Origin of the sequence: Rhodoferax sp. (genome assembly GCF_013297935.1) — a bacterium.
Lineage (GTDB): Bacteria > Pseudomonadota > Gammaproteobacteria > Burkholderiales > Burkholderiaceae_C > Allorhodoferax.
This window is the reverse complement of sequence record NZ_JAAFIX010000004.1, coordinates 165,577-191,307: the sequence shown is the minus strand read 5'-3', so window position 1 is coordinate 191,307 and position 25,731 is coordinate 165,577. Positions and strand designations below refer to the sequence as shown.

Below are 25,731 nucleotides of genomic sequence, written 5' to 3'. Positions count from 1 at the left end.
ATGAACGCTCTGGCCGCGCATCTCCAAGACTCTGTGGACTCCACCCATGGCACCGATGCGCGGGGTTACCAACCCCGCCAACTGGTGTTGCTGGGTGCCGGCATGGCCAACCTCAACGTGCTCAGCGCGCTGGCCGCCAAGCCGCTGGCCGAGATGCGCGTCACCCTGGTGGCCCCTTTCCCGCGGACCATCTACCCCGGCATGCTGCCCGGTCTGGTAGCGGGCCGCTACAGCCTGGAAGAGTGCGCCATTCCCCTGGAGCCGCTGGTGCGCCGCGCCGGCATCCGCTGGCTGCAGCGCCATGTCAAGGCGCTCGACGCCACCCAGCAAACCCTGCAGCTCGACGACGGCAGCAGCCAGCATTACGACTGGTTGTCGGTGAACACCGGGCCCGTGCAAAACCGCGAGCAGTTGGAGCGCGACATTCCCGGTGCGCGCGAGTTCGGTTTGTTTGCGCACCCGCTGGAAACCTTTGCCCAGCTGTGGCCCAGGGTCTGCGAACTGGCGCACAGCAAATCGCTGCGGATTACCGTGATCGGCGACCACACGGCCGCGCTGGAGCTGGCCTTGGCGGTGCGCCAGCGGCTTGCGCACAGTGCCGTCACGCTAGTGATCCAACCCGGCGAGGGCGGCGTGCAACTCGACCACCCGGTGAACGCCCGTCTGGTCGCCGCCATGAAAGCGCAGCGCATCACGGTCCTGCAAGATGTGGCGGTCGCGATCCGTGCCGACGCGGTGCACCTGGGCTGTGGCGCGCAGCTCGCCTGCGACGTGCCCTTGATTGCCTTGCAATCCCAGTCTCCGGTCTGGTTGGAAAACAGTGGCCTGGCCCTCGATGCCCACGGCCGCATTGCCACCGATGCCTACCAGCGCAGCACCAATCACCCCCAGGTGTTTGCGGTGGCAGATGGCAACCCTATGCTGGCGCGCAACCTGCCCGCGGCGGCAGCCGGCGACAGCCTCCATGCGGCACCGGCCGGCGGGCAAGCCCTGCACCTGCTTTACAGCGGCCAGCAAGCGGTGGCGGGCTGGGGCAGCTACTGCGCCACCGGCCGGCCTTGGCGCTGGCTCAAAGACTGGAGCGACCGGCGGCATATCGCCCGTTACACCCAACACAATGCCTGAGGCGGGCGCCGCGCGTTAGCCCCTGCGCTGAGTGGGTATAGTGGGCAGGACTCTGTCCTAATGCCCCCATGAAATTCTTTTTGGCTCTTTGGCTTGTGCTGTCGGTGTGGACCGGGAGCGCAACTGCGCAACCCACCGAGACGACGCTACCCCCTGCCGCGCTGGCGGCAGCCGCAGCGGCCCCGGTGCCTGCCGCTGCTACCCTCTCGTTTTACAACCGGCCGGTCATCACTTTCCGCGGCGATTTGGGCGGGGTTTCTGCCGCCGACCGGGCGCAACGCGCCCGCACCCGCCTGCACGCCCAGCTCGACCAGAGCGGCCCGCACCGCGTCAGCCGCAAGCCTGATGCCATGGGCATGCTGATCCAGATAGACGGTGCCACCACCTTTGTAGTGACTGCCGCTGAAGTCGATGCCAGCGCCCAGGACACCCTGGACGCCACAGCAGCCCAAGTGCAGTCGGCCCTGGAGATGGCCATTGCCGAAAGCCGCGAGAGCCGCGACCTGGATGCCATCGCCAAAGCGCTGGCTTGGGTGGCCGGTGCCACGGTGGTGGCGCTGGGCGTGTGGATGGCTTTGCAGCGCATGCACAGTGCCTTGGGCAAACGCCTGTTGCAGTTCTCCGCAGAACAAGCCGCCCGGCTGCAACTCGGCGGCATCAGCCTGCTCAACCGCAACCGGGCCGTGAGCTTGGTGCGCCGCGGGATCAACACCGTGCTCAGGCTGCTGCAGGCCCTGCTGGTATACGAGTGGCTGAGCTTTGTGTTGAGCCGCTTTCCGTACACCCGCGCCTGGGGCGAGGCGCTCAACGGCTACTTGCTCAACTTTGCAGCGCAGGCGGGCAGCGCCATCGCAGGGGCTGTGCCGGGCCTGTTTACTGCGGGCGTGATCTTCTACTTAGCGCGCCTGCTCAGCCGCAGCATGGACCGGTTTTTTGAGCGGGTACTGGAAGACGAGCACACCCTCGCCTGGCTGGATGCCGATGTCGCCGTGCCCACCCGCCGCATCGCCAAAGTGCTGATCTGGCTTTTTGCTCTGGCCATGGCCTACCCCTATTTGCCGGGTGCCGGCACCGAGGCCTTTAAAGGCTTGTCGGTGCTGGTGGGTTTGATGATTTCGCTCGGGGCCTCCAACCTGGTGGGGCAAGCCGCCAGTGGTCTGATACTGACCTACGGCCGGGTCTACCGCAAAGGAGAATACGTGCGCATTGCCGACCAGGAAGGCACGGTGACCGAGATCGGCATGTTCGCCACCCGCATCCGCACCGGGCTGGGTGAAGAGCTCACCATCTCCAACAGCAGTGTGCTGGCCAGCACCACCAAAAACTACTCCCGCACGGTGAACGGCCCGGGCTATGTGGTCGACACCACCGTCACCATCGGTTACGACACACCTTGGCGCCAGGTCCACGCCATGCTGATCGATGCGGCGCTGCGCACCGAGGGCATTCAGGCCCACCCCGCGCCTCAAGTCTTCCAGACGGCACTTTCCGACTGGTACCCGGTGTACCGCCTGGTGTGTCAGGCCATTCCGCACGAACCGCGTCCGCGGGCTGAGGTGTTGAGCGCTTTGCACGCCAATATTCAAGACGTGTTCAACACCTTCGGGGTACAGATCATGTCGCCCCAATACATTGCCGACCCGGCCGTGGCGAAGACGGTGCCGCCCGCGCAATGGGCTCCACCGCCGGCGCGCCCGCATTCACCGGAGCAGCCATGAGAAATTTCGCCAACCAGGTGCGCTATGTCGCACGGCATGAGGTGCAAATCCTGCTGCGCTACCCCAAGATGCTGCTCGCCGTGGTGGTGGTGGCCTTGCTGCCATCGGTCTACGCCGCCATTTACCTCACCAGCGTGTGGGACCCGGGCTCGCACAGCCAGGCCTTGACGGTGGCCCTAGTGAACCTGGATGAAGGCGTGCAGTACCGCGACCATGTGTTCAACGTGGGGTCGCAGGTTGTTTTTAATTTGAACCGCAGTGCGCGCTTCGGTTATGTGCAATACGACGACTCCGAGCAGGCCCGCCAGGACGTGCGCATGGGCAAACGCGCCTTTGCGCTGATCATTCCCAAAGATTTCAGCTCCAACGCCATCCCCGGCGCGCAACCCGGAGGCGGCAAGCTCGTGGTGTACGCCTCGGAGGGCAACAACTTCCAGACAGCAGCACTTGCCAAGCAGTTTGCCAACGAGCTGGGCCACGAAGTCAACGAAAGCCTCAACGAGCGGCGATGGTCCATGGTGCTGACCGATGCAGCAGGCTCCCAACGCAGTGTCGACGCCTTGCGCGCGGGCGTCGCCTCGTTGCGCTCAGGCGCTGAAGAGCTCCACACCGGCACCACCAAAGCGGCCAATGCCGGGCGGGCCTTGTCCAGCGGATCCGTCAAACTGCAAACCGGTGTAGGCCAGGCCACAGACGGTTTCAAGCAACTCGGCAACGGCCTGCGCACCCTGGATTCCAAACGCGCCCCCAACTCCGAGCTCAACCGGCTCAACGCGGGTGCCGCCGCCTTAGTCAGCGGCCACACCGACCTCATCAAAGGCATGGACGAGCTCCAAGCCGGAAGCCGCAAACTACTGGAAGGCGCCACCGGCTTCAAAGCCGAGGCCGACGACAGCCTGCTGCTGCCAGGTCGCGTCAAAGACGGCGTGGGCCAGCTGGCCGGTGGCATCAACCAGCTGGACGACGCTCTGCACATCGCAGCCGATGGGCAGAAAAAGCTGGCCGACGGTGCCACGCGGCTGAGCGCCGGGGTCAACACCCTGACCAGCGGCATGCGCACCATGAATGGCGCGGTGCGCCAGGCCGTGAGCAAGTTGCCCGAAGACAGCCAACTCGATGAGCTGGCCAGCGGCAGCACACAGCTCAGCCACGGGGCCGGTGAACTCGCAGACGGGCTGCAAAAGCTCAAGGCTGGCAGCCAGTCTTTGTCAGCCGGGTTGGACCTGTTGGCCAACTCCTTGCCGGCGTCTATTGACACCCCGGAAGGCAGCCCGGAGGGCCTGGCCAACTCGGTCAAGCCCATCATGGAAATCGACGCTGTTGTCGGCAACAGCGGCAGCGGGTTTGCCCCCAACGTGATTCCCGCCGCACTCTGGCTGGGTGCCGGTGTGGCGGCATTTTTGATTCATTTGCGCGTGTTGCCGCGGCATGCCAAGCGCTTCTCGTCGCCCGCCAAACTGTTGGGCAAAATTACGGTGCCGGTGATCGTGGTGGCCCTGCAGGCCGCCCTGTTGGGTGCCATGGTGACCTGGGGCCTGAAGGTGCCGGTGCACGATGCAGCGGCCTTTGCCACCTGCCTCGGCGTGGCGGGCATGGCGTTTTTGATGATCGTGCTTTTCCTCTCCCGTGCCATGGGGGATGCTGGCAAGGTGTTTGCCATGGTGTTTCTGGCGGTGCAACTGTCTGCCTCCGGCGGTGTGCTGCCGGTGGAGCTGAGTGGTGGCCTGTACGAGGCCATCAGCCCGTGGATGCCCATGACCTGGACCGTGCGCGCCGTGCGGGCTGCCATGTTCGGCGCCTACGGTGGTGAGTGGATACAACCACTGACTTTGGTCGCTGCAGCCGGTGCCGTGGCCTTGATGCTGGCCACGCTGGTCAAGCGCTGGCGCTACCTGCCCCCTTCGCAAATGCAACCCACCGTCGGGTTCTGAGCACAAGCGGGCCGGTACACCGGCCCTAGCGGCGCGGAAGACTTAAATATCCGCGCTGCACCTTCCACTCGGTACACATGAAATGGCCGTTGTTGAGCAGGCGGTCGACGATGCTGTAGTCGGGGTACACCATCTTGCCGTCTTTGCAGACCATGACGGTCTCGTCGGTGGTGACCTGCTGCAGCCAGTTGGCCAGCAGCATGCTGTCGCGCAGCATCACATAGGCGCTCAGCAGCGCGGCGACCGTGGCCGCCAACACGCACCACTCCCGCAGCTTCTGCTGCCACAGGGGCGCTGGCGCCTGGTCTTGGGCCGGCAGCGCCGCCCCATGGAGGGAGAAAAGATCACCCAGCTGCGAGCTGGCCGTTGCCGCCAGGGCTGCTGGAATGGTCGTGGGAGAAGGCGCTGCGGCAGAGTCTGCTGCAGTGAGGTAGGCGCGCCCGAAAGGTTTGGTTTGCTTCATCGCGTGGAGTCCGGTCGTTGCACACAAGGGCAAGACGCGTTTCTCCAGAGACTCTGGTAGAAGCAACCCCGCTATCCGCCTGCTGCGCAGGGAGGACCGGAGGCTTTGCGTCCCTGCCTCTCGGCAGGTTTGCCCGCGCACCGGTTTCGGGGCGCGCGCCCGAACTATAAAGGAGCGGCGCGCACTGCGCCAGTGCCGGTGGTCAGCCCGCTGCCGGAGCAGCGTCCGCGCCCGAGCCTCGCAACATGCGGCCCACGGCACGGGGGTCCAGGCCATACATGTCGGCAAACGCCTCGACCGTGGCACCGCTGGACTGGAAGGCCGCCCGCAGGGCCTCGGCCTTGGCAGCACGGGCATCGGCCTCGGACATGGCGTCGTCCAACACCGCGTTGGCGGCGGCATCGCGGCTGGTCACCAGCTCGCGGTAGGCTTGGGGCGTGAGGCCCGAGGCCTCCCAGGCGGCCACTACCCGCTGCACCAGCTTCGGACGCAAGTCTTCTTTTGTGCGGAACTGCCGGCGGCGGAACACCTCCAGCAGCGCGTGAAACACATGCTCAGGCGCCATCGGCTCCACCGGCTGGCCTTGCAAATCATGGCGCTGCTCACCCGACGCCACGGCGGTCAGGTAGCGCAGGGAGCGCGCATGCATGGACAGCGCAGCCTTCAGACTCACTGGCTCGAACTCGGTGGGGTGCGCGTCCAACAATTCTTGAAAAATACCCCGCTTCATGGGCCGGAAAACCGCGCCGAACAGGTGGGGATACAGCGCCGCCATTTTGTCGAGCACCGGCAAAACATCTGGCTTGGGCGCACGCGCCTTAGGGGCCGCCGCCGTGTCAGCAACAGGCGCTTCCGGTGGCAAAGGCAAGGTTTCGGTCATATCAGTAGTCAGGAATTCGTGCAAAAAAGCCCCCGATCATGCCGCATCTGAGGGGCCGTAGACTTCTGATAGCCCTTTCCGGTTCAAGGCCAGCCCTTGAAACCTGGCCAAAACCCCTTATCATTAGCACTCGTCGGACTTGAGTGCTAACAGCACCGGCCGCGTTAGTTCTCGGGAGTCGGCCCTGGTGGGCGGCTTCTGGTGTTTCTTGTTTCCCTATTTAGGAGATTTCTCATGAACCTGCGTCCTCTGGCAGATCGCGTGATTGTTAAGCGCGTTGAAACTGAAACTAAGACTGCCTCCGGCATCTACATTCCTGACAACGCTGCTGAGAAGCCTGACCAAGGTGAAGTGTTGGCTGTCGGCCCCGGCAAGACCAACGACAAGGGCGAAACCAAGGCCTTGACCGTGAAGGTTGGCGACCGCGTTTTGTTCGGCAAGTACTCCGGCCAGACCGTCAAGGTCAATGGCGACGAGCTGCTGGTCATGAAAGAAGACGACCTGTTCGCAGTCGTCGAGAAGTAATCCACTTCGCTATCAAATAAATAGCTAGTCGCGCACATTTTGTGCGGGCTAGCGGCATATTTCACTTAAATTTGGAGTCATCACATGGCAGCAAAAGACGTAATTTTCGGCGGCGAAGCCCGCGCACGCATGGTTGAAGGCGTGAATGTTTTGGCCAACGCGGTCAAAGTGACACTGGGCCCTAAGGGTCGCAACGTGGTGTTGGAGCGCTCTTTCGGCGCCCCTACCGTGACCAAGGACGGTGTGTCCGTGGCCAAGGAAATCGAACTCAAAGACAAGCTGCAAAACATGGGCGCGCAGATGGTCAAGGAAGTGGCTTCCAAGACTTCTGACAACGCTGGCGACGGCACCACCACCGCTACTGTGTTGGCTCAAGCTATCGTGCGCGAAGGCATGAAGTACGTGGCCGCCGGCATGAACCCGATGGACCTGAAGCGCGGTATCGACAAGGCAGTGACTGCCCTAATCGAAGAGCTGAAGAAGGCATCCAAGCCCACCACCACTTCCAAGGAAATCGCCCAAGTGGGTTCCATTTCCGCCAACTCTGACGCCTCCATTGGCGACATCATCGCCAACGCGATGGACAAAGTGGGCAAAGAAGGCGTGATCACTGTGGAAGACGGCAAGTCCCTGCAGAACGAACTCGACGTGGTTGAAGGCATGCAGTTCGACCGCGGTTACCTGTCCCCTTACTTCATCAACAACCCCGAAAAGCAAGCTGCTTTGCTGGACAACCCGTTTGTTCTGTTGTTTGACAAGAAGATCAGCAACATCCGTGACCTGCTGCCTACCCTGGAACAAGTCGCTAAGGCTGGCCGTCCTTTGTTGATCATTGCTGAAGATGTCGATGGCGAAGCCCTGGCAACTTTGGTGGTGAACACCATCCGCGGCATCTTGAAGGTAGTGGCTGTGAAGGCTCCTGGCTTCGGTGACCGTCGCAAGGCTATGTTGGAAGACATCGCCATCCTGACCGGCGGCAAGGTGATCGCTGAAGAAGTGGGCCTGACCCTGGAAAAAGTGACTTTGGCCGACCTCGGTTCCGCCAAGCGCGTGGAAGTGGGCAAGGAAAACACCATCATCATCGACGGCGCCGGCGCTGCTGCTGACATCGAAGCCCGCGTGAAGCAAGTTCGCGTGCAAATCGAAGAAGCCACTTCCGACTACGACCGCGAAAAGCTGCAAGAGCGCGTGGCCAAGTTGGCTGGCGGTGTGGCCGTGATCAAGGTGGGCGCTGCTACCGAAGTCGAAATGAAGGAAAAGAAGGCCCGCGTGGAAGACGCCCTGCACGCTACCCGCGCTGCAGTGGAAGAAGGCATTGTGGCTGGTGGCGGCGTGGCCCTGCTGCGCGCTAAGCAGTCCGCTGGCACCATCAAGGGTGACAACGCTGACCAGGACGCCGGTATCAAGCTGGTGTTGAAGGCCATCGAAGCGCCTCTGCGCGAGATCGTGTACAACGCAGGCGGCGAAGCCTCTGTGGTGGTGAACGCTGTGTTGGCCGGTAAGGGCAACTACGGCTTCAACGCAGCCAACGACACCTACGGCGACATGATCGAAATGGGTATTCTGGACCCCACCAAGGTGACACGTACTGCTCTGCAGAACGCAGCATCTGTGGCTTCTTTGATGTTGACTACCGAGTGCATGGTGTCTGAAGCTCCTAAGGAAGAAGCTGCTGGCGGCGGTATGCCTGATATGGGTGGTATGGGCGGCATGGGCGGCATGGGCATGTAATTTCGACGGCTACTGCGCAGGCGCCATGCGTCGTTGTGCGGTGCTCGCAATCCTCACGTACCGCAAGTACGTTCCGGTTGCTGTGCTCCGTGCGCCTAGCCTGGCACCTGCTCGCTACGCCGCTTGAAGTTCGCTCACCCGAACAAAAACCCAATTGAAAGCCCCGCAAGGTTTTGCCTTGCGGGGCTTTTTTACGTCTGCGTTACTATGCTTTTGATAGCTTCTTACGCAATATCGGCAGGGGCTAGAGGTCGATTTCTTTCAAACCCAGGGCTTGCAACTCTTGCGTGGCCTGCTGGGCGGTGTGGAAGTGGATGCCGTGCCAGCCTTCGGCTTGGGCGGCTGCGATGTTGGGGAGCAGGTCGTCCAGAAAGACCGTCTTGGCCGGGTCCAGGGCGTAGCGGGTTTGCAGGCGTTGGTAGATGGCGGGCTCGGGCTTGATGAGCAGTTCGTCGCCCGAGAAGATGCCGCCGTCGAACTCGCTCAGAAAGGCATTCATGCGCTCCAAGTCGCGGGCGTAAGGCACGGGCATGTTGGAGAGGTAGTAGAGCCGCAGGGGCTCAGCGCCCTCGGCCACGCGCTGCGCACGCAGGGCAACTAAGCGCTTGAACAGGGCTACCGACTCCGGCATGGGCGTCAGGCGCTCGCCAATGCTTTCCACCAGCGCGCCCAGAGTGCTTGCGTCCACCCCTACCCGATCCGCGACCTGCGCAATAACGTCTTGCATGGCGATCGTGCCGCGGTCAAAGGCCTGCCATTCGGCGTGCCCGAACACCTCATGGGCCAAATGCCCGGCCTCTGCACGGGTCGCAGCGCGCTGCGGAAAGCACTCCATCATCAAATCCACCGGGCGCCAGGTGAACAGCACCGCGCCAAAGTCAAACACCACATTCATATTTCAGATTTCCAAGAGAAAAAGCCCCGCCAGCATAGCGCCGGCGGGGCTTGGTGCGACTCCAGTGAGCCGCTGTTGCAGCAATCCAGGGTCGATCAGACTATCAAGCCACCGGCTTGAATTCAAAACCGTTGCCCAGCTTCTCGACCCGGCCGAACGCCGGGAACGGGAAGTGGAAGCCACCGGCCATGACTTTGTCGTTGACGATCATGTCAAACACCTTGCGGCGGGCCACGCGGGCCTCTTCGGCATTCATGTCGAATTGCACCGCCCAGTCAGGGTTGCGCGCAAACAGCTGGGGCACGTTGGTGATGTCGGCCACATAGGCAAACTTTTCTCCCTTGCTCTCCACCATAAACAGCGTGTGGCCCGGGGTGTGGCCGTAGGCTGCCACGCTCTTGATGCCGGGCACGATTTCGGTACCGGCCTCAAACTTGACCATCTGGCTGTCGTTCAGGCCACCCAGCATGCGGCGCACGGTTTGGAAAGCGCCCTTCATGGCATCCGGGGCGGCGGCCATGCGGGCATCGTCCATCCAGAACGCGTGCTCCACCGAGGGCACCATGATTTTGGCGTTGGGGTACACCAGCTGGCCCGCCTTGTTGCGCACGCCCAAAATGTGGTCGCCATGGAAGTGGCTCAGGATGACGGTGTCAATGTCTTCTACCTTGTAGCCCGCAGCATTCAAATTGGCGACGAGGCGGCCGGTGGTGGGGCCGCCGTTGTCTGAGAAACCGGTGTCGAGCAGCACTTTGCGGTTGCCGGCAATCACCAGAAACGCGGTGTAAGGCACATCGAGGTACTCGGTGGGCAGGTTTTGCGATTTCAGCAGCTCTTGCACTTCGCCCAAGGGGGCGTTGCGCACAAACTCGGCGGCCAAGGGGCGGCGGGTCACGCCATCGTTCAGGGCGATGACTTCAAAGTCCCCAACCTTTTGCTTGCGAAAGCCCACTTGCACCACGCTGGGGGCGCCAAAGTTAGGGGCCGACTGGGCACCCAGTGGCAAAAAAGAGCCTGCTGCGTACGCGGCCACCGCTGCACCGCCACCCACAAAGAAATCGCGACGAGTCACCATAAAAGCCTCCGGAGTTTGAATAAAAACCAGATAGTCGCAATTACTACCCATTGGTGCAACTGCGAGGCGGTTTGTCCGCTATGGAAAGAGGGTTATCGATAGCGATTGCCCCGTAGCAGCGCTAAGCCTGTCGCAGGGCGCGGCGAAGGGCGGCTGCCAGTGTGGCCGGGCGGGTGCGGCTGATCTGCACTTTGGGCGTGCCATGCCAAGCGGCGGTGGCGCGAAGCGTGGCCGCCACAGCGTGCAGCTGCTGCTCGGTCCAGCGGGTGCCGGGCTGGGTGTAGAGCGCTTTGACTTCAAACACCCCCTCGGCACGGTGCGCCTTCGCATCCAAGCGGCCTATGAGCTCGCCGCAACACAAAATGGGCAACACGAAGTAGCCGTACACCCGCTTTTCTTCGGGGGTGTAGCACTCCAGCCGGTAGTCAAAGCCAAAAAACGTGGAGGCCCGCTCGCGGTCCCACACCACGGGGTCAAACGGGGACAGCAATGCAGTGTGCGTGGCTACCAGTGTGCCGGCCAGCGCCTGCTGCAAGCTATCCGCATGGCAGGCATGCACATAGCCCGGCGCGTCCCAGCCCTGCACCGCCACGCGCGAAACCCTGCCCTGCGCCAGCAAGGCGTCTAAATCGGCGTCTTTGAGGCGGGGCTTGGTGCGAAAGTAATCGTTCACCCAGCGCGCCTGCGTCAGGCCCAGGGCGGCAATCGCTTTTTCGATCAAAGCCGCGTCAAGCGTAGCTGGGTCCAGCTCGGGCGCGGGGTGCAAGAGCTGCGGTGCCACGCGCTCGCTCAGGTCGTACACACGGTGAAAATTCTCGCGCCGCGCAATCATGAGCTCGCCCAGGGCAAACAGCGCCTCCAGCCAGCGCTTCTCGTCCTTCCAGCCCCACCAGGCACCGCCAGTGCCTTCGGGTCGCTCAAAGTCGGACGACTTCACCGGCCCGTGGGTGCGGATGTGGTCCAACAGCTTGTCGAGATGGGGGCGCTGCGCAGCGGCCGTCTTCTCACCCTTGGCCAAGCCCCAATGGCGTCGCGCATGGCGGTTGTAGGCGCGGTGCAGATGCAAGTCGGCCGCAGGTGCAAAGCACGCCTCGTGGGCCCATGTCTCGAACATGGCGCCGCCGGCCAGCGTGTCCTCCAGCCATTCGCGCGGGTAGTCCCCCAGACGCGAATGCAACACGAGATAAGGGCTGCGCGACACCACATGGATGGTGTCAATCTGCAGCAGCGCCATGCGCTCGATGCAGGCGGCGACATCGCCGAACTGCGCCACCCGCGTGGGTGCTTGCAGCAAGCCCTGCGCAGCCAAGTGCAGGTTACGGGCTTGCTGCAGCGTGATCATTGGAAATGCTTCGGAAGCAAGGCGGCGCAGTGGGACGTTGCGCCGCCCACCACGAAGTCAGTCCCGCAAGCGCGCCAACAAACCGGCTGTGGACCCATCCAACCCAGCAACGTCCCCAGAAGCCAGCCGCGGCTCAATGTCTTTGGCCAACACCTTGCCCAACTCCACGCCCCATTGGTCAAAGCTGTTGATGCCCCACAACGAACCACTCACAAACACACGGTGCTCCTGCAACGCAATCAGCGCGCCCAGCGAAGCGGGCGTCAAATCGTCTAGCAACAAGAAGGTGCTGGGGCGGTTGCCAGTGAAATGCTTGTGGCCGCCCGCATCCACTTTGCCCTGCATGAGTGCCTGCGCCTGCGCCAGCACATTGGCCAGCAGCATGGGGTGGTGGCCGGGCAGCGCGTGACGCGCCTTTTTGACGGCGATGAACTCCACCGGCACTACATCGGTCCCCTGGTGCAGCATCTGGAAATACGCATGCTGGCCATTGGTGCCAGGCTCGCCCCAGAGCACCGGGCAGGTGTCAAAGGGCAGCGCTTCGCCAGCGGCATCGACCCGCTTGCCGTTGCTTTCCATTTCCAACTGCTGCAAGTAGGCAGGCACGCGGCGCAAGGCGCTGTGGTACGGCGCAATGCTGCGGCTGATGTAGCCATGGAAGTTGCGGTACCACACGTCCAACAGACCTAAGCGCACCGGCAAATTGCTCTCCAGCGGCGCGGTGCGGAAGTGCTCGTCCATGGCGTGGGCACCCGCGAGAAACTCGCGGAAACCTGCTGCGCCAATGGCAATGGCAATCGGCAAGCCAATGGCCGACCACATGGAGTAGCGCCCGCCCACCCAGTCCCAAAAACCGAAGGTGGTGGTGATGCCAAAGGCGTTGGCCGCAGCCACGTTGGTGGTCAGCGCCGCGAAGTGGCGGCCGATGTCGGTGCCGCCCTGCGCCAGAAACCAGGCCTTGGCGGAGGCCGCGTTGGTCATGGTCTCAATGGTGGTGAAAGTCTTGCTGGCAATCAGGAAGACCGTGGTCTCAGCCTTCAGGTGCGGCAGCTTGGCGGCGAGTTCGTGGCCGTCCACATTGCTCACAAAGTGCAGGCGCTTTCCCGTGGTGGCAAAGGCGTCCAGCGCCAGCACCGCCATCTGCGGGCCGAGGTCGGAGCCGCCGATGCCGATGTTCACCACATCGGTAATCCTGCTGTCAGCCCGCAGCTGCTCGGCATAGGTCAGCATCGCGTCCAGGGTGGCGTGCACCTTGGTTTGCTCTGCCGCTACGATTTCAGGAGCTGCTCCCGCATATTCCACGGGGGCTAGAGGCGGATTTCGCAACAAAACATGCCACACCTCGCGCTGCTCGGTGTGGTTGATCTTTTGGCCGGCGAACATGCCATCGCGGTGCTCCTGCACGCCGCTCTGGCGGGCCAGGTCCAGCAACAGCGCTTCGGTGGCGGCGTCGATGCGGTTTTTGGACAAGTCCGCAAACACATAGGGCGCCTCCTGGCTGAAGCGGGCAAAACGCTGGGCGTCGGCCTCAAAGGCCTCGCGCACATCGAATGCCTGGCCGGATGCGGCATAGGCCGCCTGCAGGGCGCCCCAAGCGGGCGTGCGGTCACAACGGGTACGTGCCATGGTCGCGGGCTCCTTTTCCGGTCAGGCTGCCAGCAGCAACTGTTCGAGCTTGACGGCGTCCACACAGAAAGCGCGGATGCCTTCGGCCAGCTTCTCGGTGGCCATGGCGTCGTTGTTGAGTGCCAGGCGGAAGCCGGCTTCGTCGTAGCTCACGTGTTCAATGGCTGCCGTCTTGGCCGTGTTTGCATTCAGGGCCTGGCTGATGGGGGTTTCGGAGGCTGCCATCAGGGCCAGCAGATCGGGGCTGATGGTCAGCAGGTCGCAGCCGGCGAGTGCGGTGATCTGGCCCACGTTGCGGAAGCTCGCGCCCATGACTTCAGTGGCGATGCCGAACTTCTTGTAGTAGTTGTAGATCTGGGCCACGGACTTGACGCCCGGGTCGTTCAGCTCAGCGTTGTCCGCTTCGACCCAGGCAGCGCCTGCATTCTTCTTGTACCAGTCGTAAATGCGACCGACGAAGGGAGAAATCAGCTGCACCTTGGCCTGCCCGCACGCCACGGCCTGGCAGAACGCGAACAACAGGGTCAGGTTGGTGTGAATGCCTTTGCGCTCTAACTGCTCGGCCGCTTTGATGCCTTCCCAGGTAGAGGCCACCTTGATCAACACACGGTCGGAGTGAATGCCTTGGGCCTGGTACAGCTCAATGAGGCGCTCGCCACGGGCCACGGTGGCGGCGGTGTCAAAGCTCAGGCGGGCGTCCACTTCAGTCGACACGCGGCCGGGAATGATGGACAGGATTTCGCAACCGAAACGCACCAGCAAACGATCCACAATTTCGTCCATGGTGCGGCCACGGAACTGGTTCACCGTGTCTTTGACCAAGGGCGCGTATTCGGCCTTTTGCACGGCCTTGAGGATGAGCGAGGGGTTGGTAGTCGCATCCTGAGGCTTGAAAGCGTCGAGCTGCTTGAAGTCGCCAGTGTCGGCCACCACGGTGGTGAATTGTTTGAGTGCGTCGAGTTGGTTCATGGGGCGCAGGCCGCGAGGCCGGAGGGTTAAAACTAAGGGTAAACGCGCAGAGAGTTGCGCTTTGTCCCCTTGAATTATCAATGAAACAAAGTTACATTACAACGTCAGCTTTCATGTAACTCTTAAACGTACCACCAGTCTTATGAGCTTTGATTTAGTCATGTTCGGCGGCACAGGCGATTTGGCCTGGCGCAAACTCATGCCCGCCCTGTTTCAGGCCTTCCGCCATGGCACTTTGCCGGAGGGCGGCCGCATCATCGGCGTGGGCCGTGATGACCTGAGCCATGACCAGTACCGCGCACTCATCCAGTCCCGCTTTGAAAAAGTGGAGCTGGCCAAGCGCCCCAGTGCCGAAGAATTTGCCCGCTTTGCCGCCATCCTTGAATTCGTGCGCATGGACTTGTCCAAGGCCGAAGACTATGCCCGCTTGGCCGAGACCCTGAACGCCCGCAACGCCGACAGCGTGGTCATGTATGTAGCGACAGCGCCCAGCTTGTTTACCAATGTGTGCGAGCAGCTGGCCGCCAGCGGCCTGAACACCGCCAAAACTCGCGTGGTGCTCGAAAAGCCGCTGGGCCATGACCTTGCCTCCAACCGCGCCATCAACGCCACCGTGCGCCGCTTCTTTGCCGAAGATCAGGTCTACCGCATCGACCATTACCTCGGCAAACCTTCGGTGCAAAACCTGTTTGCCATGCGCTTTGGCAATGCCTTGTTTGAGCCGCTCTGGCGCCGTGAGCACATCGCCAATATCCAAATCACCATCGCCGAAGATCTGGGCGTGGAGAGCCGTGGCGCGTTTTACGAAACCACCGGCGCCCTGCGCGATATGGTGCAGAACCACGCCTTGCAGCTGCTCTGCGCAATTGCCATGGAGCCGCCTATCAACGCCGGCGCGGACGCCATCCGCGACGAAAAGCTCAAGGTACTGCGCTCCCTGAAGCCTTGGACCGCCGAAACCCTGAAGCAAGACGTGGTGCGCGGTCAGTATTCTGCCGGCACCAGCGGCGGCGCCAAGGTGCCCGGTTACCGCGAAGAAACCGGTGTCAGCCCCCAGAGCAACACCGAAACCTTTGTGGCCCTGCGCACCGAAATCGCCAACTGGCGTTGGGCCGGCGTACCTTTCTACATCCGCACCGGCAAACGTCTCTCGGGCCGCGATGCACGCATCGTCATCAACTTCCGCCCGACGCCACACGCCATCTACAACTCCAACGTGGGTGTGGGCAACCGCCTAGTCATCAACCTGCAGCCCAAAGACGGCCTGGAACTCCACCTGCTGGCTCAGGGCCAGGACAACCGCCAGAGCCGCGCATCGGCCTCCCAAACGCTGGCACCGGTGCAGCTGGACCTTGATTTCGACAAGCGCTTCGGCTCCGAGCGTGTAGGCGCTTACGAGCGCCTGCTGCTCGATGTGATCGACGGCCGCCTCAACCTCTTTGTGCGCAGCGATGAGCAAGAAGAAGCCTGGAGCTGGGTCGAACCCATGCTGGAACACTGGGCCGCCGACGCGTCGGGCCCGCGCCTGTATGCCGCCGGTACCTGGGGGCCGAGCGCCTCCAGCGCCATGATTGCCCGCGACGGCTTCTGCTGGTCAGAAGAATCTTGATGTGCTGACGACGCAGGGGCCGCCTCAGAGCTGCCACTGCGTCCACCTGGAAGTACCGACCATGTTGGATCGAATCAAAGCCTCCCTGCCCTCTTTGGCCCCGGCAGAACAGCGCGTGGGCAAGCTCTGCCTGGCGGACCCGCGCGCATTTGCCAAATTGCCGGTGAGTGAGCTGGCAGACCGTGCGCACGTCAGCAAACCCACCGTGGTGCGGTTTTGCCGCAGTGTGGGCTACGACGGCCTGTCGGATTTCAAGCTTAAGCTGGCAGGCACGGTCAATGAAGGCGTGCCCTTTATCCACCGCAGCGTGGACGCAGACGACAAGACCGGTGATGTGATGGTCAAGGTGATCGACAACACCGTGGCGGCCTTCTTGCGCTACCGTAACGACGCCTCCACCATGGCCATTGAAAAAGCCGTGGTGGCGCTGGTAGAGGCCTATGGTGCAGGCCGTCAGATCCAGTTCTTCGGAGTGGGTAACTCTGGCATCGTGGCGCAAGACGCGCAACACAAGTTCTTCCGTTTGGGCATCAACACCACAGCCTACAGCGACGGGCATATGCAAGTCATGAGCGCCTCGATTCTGGGTGCCGGCGACTGTGTAGTGGTGATCAGCAACTCGGGCCGCACCCGTGACCTGATGGACGCCTGCGACATTGCCCGCAAAAACGGCGCGACCACCATCGTCATCACCGCCAGCGGCTCACCCTTGGCCAGCGCCGGTCACATCCACCTGAGCGCAGACCACCCCGAAGGCTTCGACCGCTACAGCCCCATGGTGTCCCGCTTGCTGCATTTGATGATCATCGACATCCTGGCCACCTGCGTGGCCTTGCGCATCGGTGGCGGCAAGTTGCAACCTTTGCTCAGCGAGATGAAGCACAACCTAAGGAACAAGCGCTACGCATGAGAACGCGGCACAAGTTGCAGTGACCGCCTTTTTTCGGCCTCACCCCTGCTGGGGTAAGGCCACAACACCCGCCTTCAGTCATCGTCAGTCGATCATTGGATCGTAAAAAAGCCCGCCGAAGCGGGCTTTTTATTCACTAAGCTAATCTAATCAGATTAGAAAGCGTAGTTGATGCGAGCGCGCAGGGCAGTCACAGAAGCAACACCGGCAACATCAGTAGTGGAGTTGCTGATAGCAGGAGTCAGAGTTGCACCCTTCACACCCAACAAAGGCATTGCGTAAGATGCGTAGAAGGTAGTGGTGGAGTTGGTGTTGTTCTTGTCTTGAATGACGCCCAAGCCCAAGCCGCCGAAGGTAGCGTTAGCACCCACAGAAGAGTTCTTGCTGTCGGTGTTGCTAGCGTAGTTCACGTTCACATTGCTGCTGGAAGACAGAGCGTAACCCACGGACAAGCCGTAACCGTTTTGGTCAGCTGCGTTTGTTGCCTTGATGTTTTCGAAACCACCGCGCAGAGTCAACGCGCCAGCGGTGTATACCAATGTGGGGCGCAGACCGTAAGTTTGGGTAGTATTCGCAGCGCCAGTAGCAGCAAACAAGCCCAATTCAGCGCGCAGAGCGCCAGCATTTACACCCACCACAGCATGCAATGGGTTTGTGCCGTTGTTAGCAGTAGTACGGCCACGCAAGGCGCTAGCTGTATATCCGGCAACAGCGTCACTTCCGCCATTTTGGGCCTTAGATACCAGAGTGTCTTGGCCCGTGGGGAACAAGTCAGCAGCTTCGAAGCGGCCGAGTGTGACGTCCACTGCAGAAGTACCAGCTTTGATCCAAGCATCTTCAATGCTATTGGTTCCGTCTTGCTTCAGACGAATAGTGCCCTTGGCGGAAACAAAATTGCTGCCATTCTTGGCCATAGCAGTAGCGTTCAATTCCGCGCGGCCTTCGTTAGTGGTCGTAGCGGGCTTAGCGTCAGTGTAAGTGGTGTCATTTTCGTAGTTTGCATCGAAAGCCACTTGAGCGGAAGCAGCAGTTGCCACCAAGCAAGCACCGGCAATCAGAGCCAATTTGAATTGTGAACGCATAGATTACTCCAATAGAAAAAAATAAAAATTCCGCTGTTACAGGACAAATGTCACGTGCTCAACCGGAACCTGAATAGCCAACAAGGCAAACTTGATTGTAGGGAAACACTTGAAAAAGATAGGCAGATGTCTTTATTACATTCGGATTACATGCTGCTCTGAGGCCAATAAACAACACTTCGGCAAGGGCATTTAAGCCGGTCCCCGTTGTGTTTCGCCTGCTTTTAAAGCTAAAAGATATAGACCAAAAAAAACCCGCCACAGCGTGGCGGGTTTTTAATCTTTACGAGAGAAAGCGCGCTAGGCGCTCATCCGATCAGAAGTTGTGAGCCAAAGAAATGCGGAACTGGTCCGCTGTGCGCGTTGCAGTTTCTTTAGCGGTTTGACGGCCGTAGCTGGCGTTGAACACAGTGCGCTTGCTCAGGGAGTAGGCAGCAGCGAACTCAGTAGTGTTGTTCACATCACGAGTAGCGTAGTTGGCACCCAGTGTCAGAGCGGAAGTCACAGGAACAGCAACACCGAAGGCCAGTGCATTCGCATCTGCGTTTGCGCTAGAGGCAGCAGCCATGGCGCCGTCCCAGCCCAGACCCACACGAGCCACACCGAAGTCATAAGTTACAAATGCTTCGTTGTTGATAGTGCGAGCGAAATTAGTGGTACCGGCACCCGCAGAGCTCTTGATGGAGAAGCCAGCGGCCAAGGGGCCATTAGCGTAACCCAGGTTCAAGACAGTCACGTTGACGTTAGGAGTAGAAACGCCATCAGCGCCGGTTTCAACGTACTGCAAGCTAGCGGTCACAGGGCCAAAAGCCATACCGTAAGTCAATGCATCAATGCCAGCACGGGCAACAATGTTAGAACCGTCGTAAATGCCTTGGTCCAGGTTAGAAGGAGCAACCCAAGCGCGTGTGATCAGATCGCCGGAGCGAGTTTGGTCAAAACGAACCAAGCCGAAGTCACCTTGCACTTGAACGAAAGTATTACGACGATTGATAGAACCAGTGCTAGCGCGGCTTCCGTTGGTGTTCAACGCAGCGGCGGTGCCAGCAGGTGCAGAACCTGCGGGGAAAGCGGAGCTGTTCTGGTCCAAAGTGATGCCAGCGCTGGCCTTCATGCCGCTGCCGAGGTCTTCGGTAGCTGCAACGCCGATGGTGGCGTCGGTCAAAGCCAAGCCGGATTGATTTTCAGTGAAATCAGAGGAGTTGGTTTTTTGGTAAGCAGCGCGAACAGTACCAGTGAGTGTCACTTGGGCAAATGCGCTGGTTGCAGACAAAACTGCCAATGCAATGAGGGTTTTTTTCATGAGGGGTGGCTCCAAAGTTAAACAAGAATCTGGCACCGTTTGGTTACCTGATTAATGACCTCCTCGGTCAAGGAGATGTCGAGATTACATCAGAGGTACCGCACACCAATGTGTCAACGGGTTATTACTGATCCGTTTTACAATGAACTGTTGTCAAGACGCAACGTTAGATTTTTTATCCCACTTGTATGGATTCCCTATTAAACGCTGCCGATACCGCCTTGCGCACCTTGTTTGCCACCCCGCGCGCCTCTCAGGCATGCCCCACACTGCCCGATAGAGCCACCGTGCTGAGCGATGCAGACAAAAAGAGAGCTGCTGGCCTGATGCGTGTGAATCATGTGGGAGAAGTCTGTGCTCAGGCTTTATACACAGCGCAGGCGTTGGCGACTCCCAACAAGGCTCTGCGCGCGCACTTCACACAAGCGTGTGCCGAAGAAACGGACCATTTGGCCTGGACAGCCCAAAGGCTGGAGGCCTTGGGCTCCCGCCCCTCTTTATTGAACCCGCTGTGGTACGCAGGCGCTTTCGGGCTGGGCCTACTGGCCGGACGGTTGGGCGACGCTGCCAGCCTGGGCTTTGTGGTGGAAACCGAACGCCAGGTGGGCGCCCATCTGGAGAGTCACCTCAGCCTGCTACCCGACACGGATCACGAGTCGCGCGCCATTGTTTCGCAAATGCGCACTGACGAGTTGCGACACGCCGATGAGGCAACAGCGGCCGGCGCTGTTGATTTACCGGCTCCGGTCAAGTCGCTGATGCGTGCAGCCGCCAAGGTCATGACGACGGTGGCCGCGCGCATTTAGGCAGGCAAACCCAGCGGCAACCGGCGTCGCCGCGAAAGGCCGACACTGCGCGGACTTCAGACCTCTATCAGGTCAAATCCTGTGGTGATCTCCGCTGTTTTTCCCAGCATGATGCTGGCGGAGCAGTATTTGTCGTGGCTCATGGCAATAGCCCGCTCCACCGCTCCGGCAGGTATGCCTTTGCCGGTCACGGTGAATTGCATATGGATCTTGGTGAACACCTTGGGATCCACCTCGGCACGCTCAGCGGTGAGCTTGACGGTGCAGCCCTGCACATCGTGGCGACCGCGCTTCAAAATCAGCACCACGTCATAGGCCGTGCAGCCACCGGTACCGGCCAAGACAGTTTCCAGGGGGCGGGGTGCCAGGTTTTGGCCGCCGTTTTCCGGCTTGGCTGCGTCGGGCGCGCCGTCCATCATCAAGGTGTGACCACTGCCGGTTTCAGCCACAAAACCCATACCGGAGCGGGTGTTGAGGCCGCCGGTCCAACTGACTGTGCATTCCATGGTGTTTCCTTCTCAAGCCCCGCGCGGGGCAACTCTCTAAATCGATACAATGCCAGGCAATGCTCCGCGCGGAGCTACCTGACTGCCTTTTTCACCTACCGGAGTGTAGCCCTGTGAGCACCAAGCCCTCTTCCTCCTCCGAATTCCCTGCAGCCCCGACTGCCACCCCGCTCACTCCTGCGGATTACCTGAAAAAAATCTTGACCGCCCGTGTGTACGACGTGGCGATTGAGACCGCGCTCGAACCTGCTCGCACCCTGAGCCGGCGCCTCCACAACACCGTGCTGTTCAAGCGGGAAGACCAGCAGCCGGTGCGCAGTTTCAAGCTGCGTGGCGCCTATAACAAAATGGCCCAAATGCCCGCCGAGCAAATCGCCAAGGGCGTCATTTGCGCATCTGCCGGCAACCATGCCCAAGGCGTCGCTTTGTCCGCCAGCCGCATGGGCGTGCGCGCCGTGATCGTGATGCCCACCACCACCCCTCAGCTCAAGGTGGACGCTGTGCGCGGATTCGGCGGCGAGGTCGTGTTGGCAGGAGAAAGCTATTCAGACGCCTATGACCACGCGGTCGCCCTGCAAAAGAAAGAAGGGCTGACCTTTGTGCACCCGTTTGACGACCCGGACGTGATAGCGGGCCAAGGCACCGTGGCCATGGAAATCATGCGCCAGGTGCAGACACTGGGTGCCGACAAGGCGGCCAAGTCCGGCCACAAAACCGGGAGCAAAACCGGACCCGGCATTGATGCGGTGTTTGTGGCCATTGGCGGAGGCGGGCTGATTTCGGGTGTGGCCAACTACATCAAGGCAGTGGCGCCGGGCGTCAAGGTCATTGGTGTGCAAATGAACGACTCCAACGCCATGATTCAGTCGGTTGAGGCGGAGGAGCGTGTCACCTTGGGCGACGTGGGCTTGTTCTCTGACGGCACTGCCGTGAAACTGGTAGGCGCAGAGACCTTCCGCGTGGCCAGCGAGCTGGTCGACAGCTATGTGACGGTCGACACCGATGCGGTGTGCGCCGCCATCAAAGATATTTTTGTGGACACCCGCTGCATCGTCGAGCCGGCTGGCGCTCTGGCGGTGGCTGCCATCAAACAATACGTGGCCGAACACAAAACCAAGGGCGAAACCTATGCCGCCATTTTGTGCGGTGCCAATATGAACTTCGACCGCCTGCGCTTTGTGGCCGAGCGGGCCGAAGTGGGCGAGGAGCGAGAAGCCTTGTTTGCCGTCACCATTCCTGAAGAGCGAGGCAGCTTCAAGCGCTTTTGCGAGCTGATCGGCGAGCTACCCGGCGGCACGCGCAACGTGACCGAGTTCAACTACCGCATCAGCGACGCAGCCAAAGCCCACGTGTTTGTGGGCCTGACCACCCAGAGCAAGGGCGAATCGACCAAGGTAGCCAAGAATTTTGAGAAAAACGGCTTCAAGACACTGGACTTGACGCATGACGAACTGGCCAAAGAGCACATCCGCCACATGGTGGGCGGCATCTCCAGCCTGGCGCAAGACGAGCGGCTGCTGCGGTTTGTGTTCCCCGAGCGGCCGGGCGCGCTAATGAAGTTCTTAAGCCTCATGCGCCCGGGCTGGAACATCAGCCTCTTCCACTACCGCAACCAAGGCGCCGACTACGGCCGCATTCTGGTCGGGCTGCAGGTTCCCGCAGCGGATGACAAAGCGTTTGCAACGTTTTTGCAGACACTGGCCTACCCGTATGTGGAAGAAACCCACAACCCGGTCTACCGCATGTTTTTGCAAAAATGATAGCTAGTCGCCCTTTATTTATAAGGGTTGGAGCGTCTTTTTACCTGTAGCCGCTTGGGGCAAAGGTGGCAAGGCCAGTTCCAGCTCGGTGCCTTGGCGGCCCAGCACCGCCGTGCGACCTGCCACCCGGAGCAGGCTCCAGCCCTCTACCAGTTCCGCCCCTAAGGCATAGGGCTTGGCGGCCTTGCCGTCGATGGCAATCAGGGCGGTCCCCGCTTGGGCCCCACCCAATACTCCTTGCAACGCAAAACGGGCAGCATCTGCACCCGGCGCTGCCAATGCAAGCGTGGGACTTGCGACATTGCCAGGTACCGCACCCAATGCCCGGGCTACGGACGCAACATCGACCGCGGGCCCGCTGTCTGCCACCACACCCGCACGGGCAACCTGCACCGGCAAACGCCAGTGCAAAACCCAGTACACACCACTGACTGCCGCCAGGGCAGACAACAGCAAGGCAGCAAGTCGCGGGGGCCAAAGGGAAGCTGTGCTCAACATGGGCCGCATTATGATGGACACAAGCTCCGGCACACCCCCCGTACAACCACCTGCACCACCCGCACCATGAAACTCATCAACCGCATGCAACGTAGCGCCCAGCGCGGCTTCACCCTGATTGAACTGATGGTGGTGCTGGTCATCATTGGCGTGCTCGCTGCATTGATCGTGCCCAACGTGCTCGACCGTGCCGATGACGCGCGGGTCACCGCAGCCAAAACCGATATTGCCAACCTGACACAGGCGCTCAAACTCTACAAACTCGACAACCAGCGCTTCCCCTCGGGCGAACAGGGCCTGCAGGCACTGGTCACCAAGCCGACCACCGGCACCGTCCCGCCCAACTGGCGCCCCTACATCGACAAGCTGCCCACGGACCCCTGGAACCGCGCCTATCTCTACATCAACCCCGGTATCAAAGGAGAGGTCGATGTGATGTCGTTCGGCGCAGACGGCCAAGCCGGTGGCGAAGGTAAAGATGCCGACTTCGGCAACTGGTAACGCAGGCCCGGCCCCCTGTCCGCGCAGGCCCGCGCGTGGGTTTACCTTGCTGGAGCTGATGGTCGTGCTTGCCATCGTGGGCATGGCATCGGCCACCGTCGTGCTGGCACTGCGCGACAGCGCCCAGACGCAGATAGACCGCGAAGCTCAGCGCCTGGTGGCAGTACTGGAAGCCGCCCGTGCCGAATCGCGCGCAACCGGTGTGCGACTGGAGTGGCGCGCCACGCCCACGGGCTTTGAAATCCGGCAAGGCAGCCTGGTGCGCGCGCAGCGCTGGGAAACCCCGGAGCTGCAAGCCGCGAGCGAGGCACCGGTTCCCCTCGGGCCGGAGCCGGTCATCGGGCCCCAAACCATTCGGCTGAGCAACCGCGAAAACGCCGATAGCAGGCGATGGATCACCAGCGACGGACTCCGGGCCTTTCAGGTTACCAACAGCCCGCCCCAAGGACCCACGCCGTGAGCGCGCCACTGCACGCAGGCCGCCAGCCCCGCGGATTCACCCTGATCGAAGTTCTGGTGGCGCTGGCCATCGTTGCCGTCACCTTGATCGCCGGGCTGCGCGCCAGCGCCACCATGACACGCAGTACCGAGCGCCAGAGCAACCGCGTGTTGGCACAGCTGTGCGCTGAAAATGCCCTCGTCCAATACCGCTTGGGCCGGCAGTTGCCCGACGTGGGCGACACGGCCGAGGAATGCACGCAAGCCGGGCAAGTGTTCGAGCTGCGGCTGCTAGTGCAGCCAACCCCTAACCCCAATTTCCGGCGGATCGAAGCCCGGGTCGCGCTTGGCGGGAGCCCCCTGCTACTGCTCAGTACCGTCATGGGGCGGTATTGATGGCGACGCGCATAACGAGCCGCCGGGCGGGCGGATTCACTCTGATTGAGCTTCTGGTGGCCTTGGCCATCATGGCCTTGATGGCCACCGTCGGGTGGCAAGCGCTGGCAGGCATGCAGACCGCCATGGAGGTCAACCAGCGTCACAACGATGCCGTGCTCACCACCGAAGCGGGCTTGAACCAATGGGCCGCCGACCTGGACGCAGTGCAAGACATTCCGCAGACCCGCAGCCTGGAGTGGGATGGCCGGGCTTTGCGGCTGACCCGCCGCGCCCCCGAGGCGGGTGCCGGTGCACGCGTGGTGGCGTGGACGCGCGCCGAGCGGGATGGCATTGCCTACTGGCTGCGATGGCAGTCGGGCCCGGTCACCACGCGGGAAGGCTGGCAGGCAGCCTGGGCCACTGCTGCCGCGTGGACACAAGGTGCCCCCACCAGCGCCACCCGCGGCACCGAGGTGCGCATCGTCGCGCTCACGGGCTGGCAACTGTTTTTCAACCGCGGGGGTGCCTGGAGTAACCCGCTCTCCAGTGCCGGCGCCAGCGCGGGAACCCCCGAGACTTCGGCGCAACCCGACGGCATCCGGCTGATCTTGACCCTGCCGCCTGTGCACCCGCTAGGCGGCACCCTGGTGCGGGACTGGGCTCGCCCGACCCTGACCGGAGATGCGCCATGAGGCCGCAACGCGGCGCAGCCATCCTGACAGCGCTCCTGCTGATGGCGCTGGTCGCCACCCTCAGCACCGCCGCGCTGTGGCAACAGGCGCGCGCCCTGGACCTTGAAGCCAGTGAGCGGGCCCGGGTTCAGGCCCAGTGGATCTTGCAAGGCGCGACCGACTGGGCACGCCTGATCCTGCGGGAAGATGCGCGCACTGCCGCCGTCGACCACCTGGGCGAACCCTGGGCGATCACGCTGCAAGAAGCCAAGCTCAGCTCTTTTTTAGCCAACGGCGCTGCCATCGACGACACGCTACCTGCCGATGTGCTGCAAAGCGCCTTCCTGTCCGGCGGCATCAGCGACCTGCAAGCCCGGCTGAACACCACCAACCTGGTGCTGGACGCCGACATTCACGCCCCGACGCTGCAGGCCTTTAACCGTCTGTTCGACTTGCTGCAGCTGCCTCCGGCGGAACTGCAGCTCCTGGTCAGCAACTTACGCGCGGGCTTGCAAGCCCCGTCCGCCAAGCCTGCGGCGCAGCAGACCGCTACCGGCACACCCCTGCTGCCGCGCAGTCGGGAGCAGCTGCTCTGGCTGGGCTTGTCCGAGCGCACGCTCGCCCGGCTCAGCCCCCACATCGTGGTGCTGCCCGACCGCAGCACCGTCAACGTCAACACCGCGTCGGCGCTGGTGCTACAAGCCAGCATACCGGGCATGGACAGTGCCACGGCTCAGCGCCTGCTGGAGCGCCGCGCCCAGAGCCCCCTGCGCAGCATGGCTGAAGTGCAGACCGCCACCGGGCTGCCCGAGACGGCACTGCCACAGACCCAGCTGAGCGTGAACTCCCGTTTTTTTGAGGTGCGCACGCGACTGCGGCTGGGCGGCTTTGCCACCCAGGAGCGCACCACCCTGCAGCGCGAAGGTCTACTGGTGAAACCCCTCTGGAAAGAACGCGAAGCGCCTGTGGATGCCTTCGTACAATGACCC

Annotated in this window: 25 protein-coding genes and 1 riboswitch; of the genes, 14 read left to right on the top strand and 11 right to left on the bottom strand. The window is 61.8% G+C overall.

What is annotated here, in order from left to right; genetic code table 11:
* The 3 genes from QZW03_RS08175 (at position 1) to QZW03_RS08165 (ending at position 4,774) form a co-directional block, all read left to right on the top strand.
* The gene (locus QZW03_RS08175; protein WP_296509488.1) at positions 1-1,125 is read left to right on the top strand and encodes an FAD-dependent oxidoreductase; all 1,125 of its coding nucleotides are present in this window, start codon (positions 1-3) and stop codon (positions 1,123-1,125) included.
* Positions 1,126-1,193: 68 nt separating this feature from the next.
* A complete protein-coding gene (locus QZW03_RS08170) occupies positions 1,194-2,843 on the top strand; it encodes a mechanosensitive ion channel family protein (protein ID WP_296509487.1) in 1,650 nt (549 codons plus the stop codon).
* Positions 2,840-4,774: a YhgE/Pip domain-containing protein gene (locus QZW03_RS08165; RefSeq protein WP_296509486.1), complete on the top strand. Its 1,935-nt coding sequence runs from the start codon at positions 2,840-2,842 to the stop codon at positions 4,772-4,774. Before QZW03_RS08170 ends, QZW03_RS08165 begins: the two co-directional genes overlap by 4 nt.
* Before the next feature lie 25 nt (positions 4,775-4,799).
* Here the strand turns inward: QZW03_RS08165 and QZW03_RS08160 are convergent, their stop codons facing one another.
* Positions 4,800-5,237, bottom strand: a complete 438-nt coding sequence (locus QZW03_RS08160) for a hypothetical protein (protein WP_296509485.1) — start codon at positions 5,235-5,237, stop codon at positions 4,800-4,802.
* Positions 5,238-5,295: 58 nt separating this feature from the next.
* A riboswitch (cyclic di-GMP riboswitch) is annotated at positions 5,296-5,381 on the bottom strand.
* A 58-nt stretch (positions 5,382-5,439) separates the two neighbouring features.
* A complete protein-coding gene (locus QZW03_RS08155) occupies positions 5,440-6,117 on the bottom strand; it encodes a ProQ/FINO family protein (RefSeq protein ID WP_296509484.1) in 678 nt (225 codons plus the stop codon).
* A 234-nt stretch (positions 6,118-6,351) separates the two neighbouring features.
* On the opposite strand from QZW03_RS08155, the gene groES reads away from it, so the two are divergent.
* Together groES and groL are read left to right on the top strand one after the other, a co-directional pair.
* Positions 6,352-6,642, top strand: coding sequence for a co-chaperone GroES (gene groES, locus QZW03_RS08150; protein WP_296509483.1), 291 nt, complete (start codon positions 6,352-6,354; stop codon positions 6,640-6,642).
* A gap of 84 nt (positions 6,643-6,726) precedes the next feature.
* Positions 6,727-8,373: a chaperonin GroEL gene (gene groL, locus QZW03_RS08145; RefSeq protein ID WP_296509482.1), complete on the top strand. Its 1,647-nt coding sequence runs from the start codon at positions 6,727-6,729 to the stop codon at positions 8,371-8,373.
* A gap of 244 nt (positions 8,374-8,617) precedes the next feature.
* On the opposite strand, the gene QZW03_RS08140 is transcribed toward groL, so the two are convergent.
* From QZW03_RS08140 to tal, 5 genes are all read right to left on the bottom strand, one after another.
* Complete coding sequence (locus QZW03_RS08140) at positions 8,618-9,268, bottom strand: HAD family phosphatase (protein WP_296509481.1); 651 nt, start codon at positions 9,266-9,268, stop codon at positions 8,618-8,620.
* A gap of 103 nt (positions 9,269-9,371) precedes the next feature.
* Entirely contained in the window at positions 9,372-10,343 is a 972-nt protein-coding gene (locus QZW03_RS08135; RefSeq protein ID WP_296509480.1) for an MBL fold metallo-hydrolase, read from the bottom strand.
* A 121-nt stretch (positions 10,344-10,464) separates the two neighbouring features.
* Positions 10,465-11,685 (bottom strand): crosslink repair DNA glycosylase YcaQ family protein, encoded by a 1,221-nt coding sequence (locus QZW03_RS08130; RefSeq protein WP_296509479.1) that lies wholly within the window; start codon positions 11,683-11,685, stop codon positions 10,465-10,467.
* Positions 11,686-11,742: 57 nt separating this feature from the next.
* On the bottom strand, positions 11,743-13,311 hold the full coding sequence (pgi, locus tag QZW03_RS08125) for a glucose-6-phosphate isomerase (protein WP_296509478.1): 1,569 nt from the start codon (positions 13,309-13,311) through the stop codon (positions 11,743-11,745).
* Positions 13,312-13,332: 21 nt separating this feature from the next.
* The gene (gene tal / locus QZW03_RS08120) at positions 13,333-14,280 is read right to left on the bottom strand and encodes a transaldolase (protein WP_296509477.1); all 948 of its coding nucleotides are present in this window, start codon (positions 14,278-14,280) and stop codon (positions 13,333-13,335) included.
* Positions 14,281-14,422: 142 nt separating this feature from the next.
* On the opposite strand from tal, the gene zwf reads away from it, so the two are divergent.
* Positions 14,423-15,889 carry a glucose-6-phosphate dehydrogenase gene (gene zwf, locus QZW03_RS08115; protein WP_296509476.1) on the top strand — a complete coding sequence of 489 codons (1,467 nt, stop codon included), beginning with the start codon at positions 14,423-14,425 and terminating at the stop codon, positions 15,887-15,889.
* A gap of 61 nt (positions 15,890-15,950) precedes the next feature.
* Complete coding sequence (locus tag QZW03_RS08110) at positions 15,951-16,799, top strand: SIS domain-containing protein (RefSeq protein WP_296509475.1); 849 nt, start codon at positions 15,951-15,953, stop codon at positions 16,797-16,799.
* A 155-nt stretch (positions 16,800-16,954) separates the two neighbouring features.
* Here QZW03_RS08110 and QZW03_RS08105 read toward each other — a convergent pair whose 3' ends face one another.
* Together QZW03_RS08105 and QZW03_RS08100 are read right to left on the bottom strand one after the other, a co-directional pair.
* Positions 16,955-17,881, bottom strand: coding sequence for a carbohydrate porin (locus QZW03_RS08105; RefSeq protein WP_296509474.1), 927 nt, complete (start codon positions 17,879-17,881; stop codon positions 16,955-16,957).
* Between the two features lie 316 nt (positions 17,882-18,197).
* The gene (locus QZW03_RS08100; RefSeq protein ID WP_296509473.1) at positions 18,198-19,184 is read right to left on the bottom strand and encodes a porin; all 987 of its coding nucleotides are present in this window, start codon (positions 19,182-19,184) and stop codon (positions 18,198-18,200) included.
* 188 nt (positions 19,185-19,372) lie between these two features.
* On the opposite strand from QZW03_RS08100, the gene coq7 reads away from it, so the two are divergent.
* Positions 19,373-19,990: a 2-polyprenyl-3-methyl-6-methoxy-1,4-benzoquinone monooxygenase gene (gene coq7, locus QZW03_RS08095; RefSeq protein ID WP_296509472.1), complete on the top strand. Its 618-nt coding sequence runs from the start codon at positions 19,373-19,375 to the stop codon at positions 19,988-19,990.
* Positions 19,991-20,046: 56 nt separating this feature from the next.
* Here coq7 and QZW03_RS08090 read toward each other — a convergent pair whose 3' ends face one another.
* Complete coding sequence (locus QZW03_RS08090) at positions 20,047-20,496, bottom strand: OsmC family protein (RefSeq protein WP_296509471.1); 450 nt, start codon at positions 20,494-20,496, stop codon at positions 20,047-20,049.
* A gap of 113 nt (positions 20,497-20,609) precedes the next feature.
* On the opposite strand from QZW03_RS08090, the gene ilvA reads away from it, so the two are divergent.
* Positions 20,610-22,256, top strand: a complete 1,647-nt coding sequence (ilvA, locus tag QZW03_RS08085; protein ID WP_296509470.1) for a threonine ammonia-lyase, biosynthetic — start codon at positions 20,610-20,612, stop codon at positions 22,254-22,256.
* A gap of 18 nt (positions 22,257-22,274) precedes the next feature.
* Here the strand turns inward: ilvA and QZW03_RS08080 are convergent, their stop codons facing one another.
* Complete coding sequence (locus QZW03_RS08080; protein WP_296509469.1) at positions 22,275-22,754, bottom strand: general secretion pathway protein C; 480 nt, start codon at positions 22,752-22,754, stop codon at positions 22,275-22,277.
* Positions 22,755-22,820: 66 nt separating this feature from the next.
* On the opposite strand from QZW03_RS08080, the gene gspG reads away from it, so the two are divergent.
* From gspG to gspK, 5 genes are read left to right on the top strand one after another with little or no spacing between them, the layout of a single operon-like run.
* A complete protein-coding gene (gene gspG / locus QZW03_RS08075; protein WP_296509468.1) occupies positions 22,821-23,255 on the top strand; it encodes a type II secretion system major pseudopilin GspG in 435 nt (144 codons plus the stop codon).
* Positions 23,233-23,715 carry a prepilin-type N-terminal cleavage/methylation domain-containing protein gene (locus tag QZW03_RS08070; protein ID WP_296509467.1) on the top strand — a complete coding sequence of 161 codons (483 nt, stop codon included), beginning with the start codon at positions 23,233-23,235 and terminating at the stop codon, positions 23,713-23,715. Before gspG ends, QZW03_RS08070 begins: the two co-directional genes overlap by 23 nt.
* Positions 23,712-24,089: a type II secretion system minor pseudopilin GspI gene (gene gspI / locus QZW03_RS08065; protein WP_296509466.1), complete on the top strand. Its 378-nt coding sequence runs from the start codon at positions 23,712-23,714 to the stop codon at positions 24,087-24,089. The genes QZW03_RS08070 and gspI overlap by 4 nt, the downstream gene beginning before the upstream one ends.
* Positions 24,089-24,763: a prepilin-type N-terminal cleavage/methylation domain-containing protein gene (locus QZW03_RS08060; protein ID WP_296509465.1), complete on the top strand. Its 675-nt coding sequence runs from the start codon at positions 24,089-24,091 to the stop codon at positions 24,761-24,763. The genes gspI and QZW03_RS08060 overlap by 1 nt, the downstream gene beginning before the upstream one ends.
* The gene (gene gspK / locus QZW03_RS08055; RefSeq protein WP_296509464.1) at positions 24,760-25,728 is read left to right on the top strand and encodes a type II secretion system minor pseudopilin GspK; all 969 of its coding nucleotides are present in this window, start codon (positions 24,760-24,762) and stop codon (positions 25,726-25,728) included. Before QZW03_RS08060 ends, gspK begins: the two co-directional genes overlap by 4 nt.
* The last annotated feature ends 3 nt before the right edge of the window (positions 25,729-25,731 follow it).